The organism is Oleiphilus sp. HI0125 (assembly GCF_001635355.1).
In genome coordinates this window covers 1-865 of the sequence record NZ_LWGF01000613.1, presented here as the reverse complement: position 1 = coordinate 865, position 865 = coordinate 1, and the positions used below count along the sequence as shown (strand labels likewise).

Below are 865 nucleotides of genomic sequence, written 5' to 3'. Positions count from 1 at the left end.
GGCGGCTCTATTGCCTGGATAGATGAAGCGGGCATGCTACATGTTGGGCCTGAATCTGCAGGTTCTAATCCAGGGCCGGCCTGCTATGGCCAAGACGGAGATAGGGCAACCGTGACGGATGCTAACTTGATTCTTGGTCACATCCCTAGATCTGCCAAACTGGGTGGTTCATTAAGCTTAGACTTCGATAAAGCAATCCAAGCAATCGAAAAACTAGCGCAGCAACTATCTTTGAGCATTGAAGAAACGGCGCAAGGCATCGTTCAACTTGCAGAACAACAAATGTCAGCAGCGCTGCATAATATCTCAGTCAAACAAGGGCATTCGCCTAAAGACTTCAGTTTATGTTGCTTTGGTGGCGCAGGCGGGATGCATGTTTGCTCTCTTGCAGAAAAACTCAATATCAAACGCGCTATTATCCCACGCAATTCTGGCGTCTTGTCTGCGTTCGGCATGCTCACCGCAGCGCCTATGCGTAATGCAACACACTCCTACATTCACCCTTATCAAGACGTTAGCAAAGAAACACTTGCTGACTTATTTGACAAAATGAAAGCGGAGATAGCTGAAGACAGCCCAGAACTTGCGCAAACAGGGAAGATTAAACAACACCTAGATTTAAGATACTTGGGGCAAAGCTACACGATTGAGGTACCTTACTCTGAGCGCTCTGTCGAGGAGTTTGAAGCCGCACATGAACAACGCTTTGGTCATCGTTTAAATAAAAAAATCGAGCTCGTTAATCTGAAGTTGAGTATCGAAGGTGTTCCAGCAATTAATTCTTTATCGAAACCAATGCATACAAGTTCTTCTTCAACATCATTGCTAAACAATGAAATCGCAGTGATCGAACGAGATCATATTC

1 protein-coding gene is annotated in these 865 nt (G+C 45.3%); it reads left to right on the top strand.

Annotated features, from left to right (window positions below; genetic code table 11):
• Nucleotides 1–865: hydantoinase/oxoprolinase family protein (locus A3762_RS07785; RefSeq protein ID WP_304439277.1), on the top strand; the 865-nt coding region annotated here is incomplete at both ends.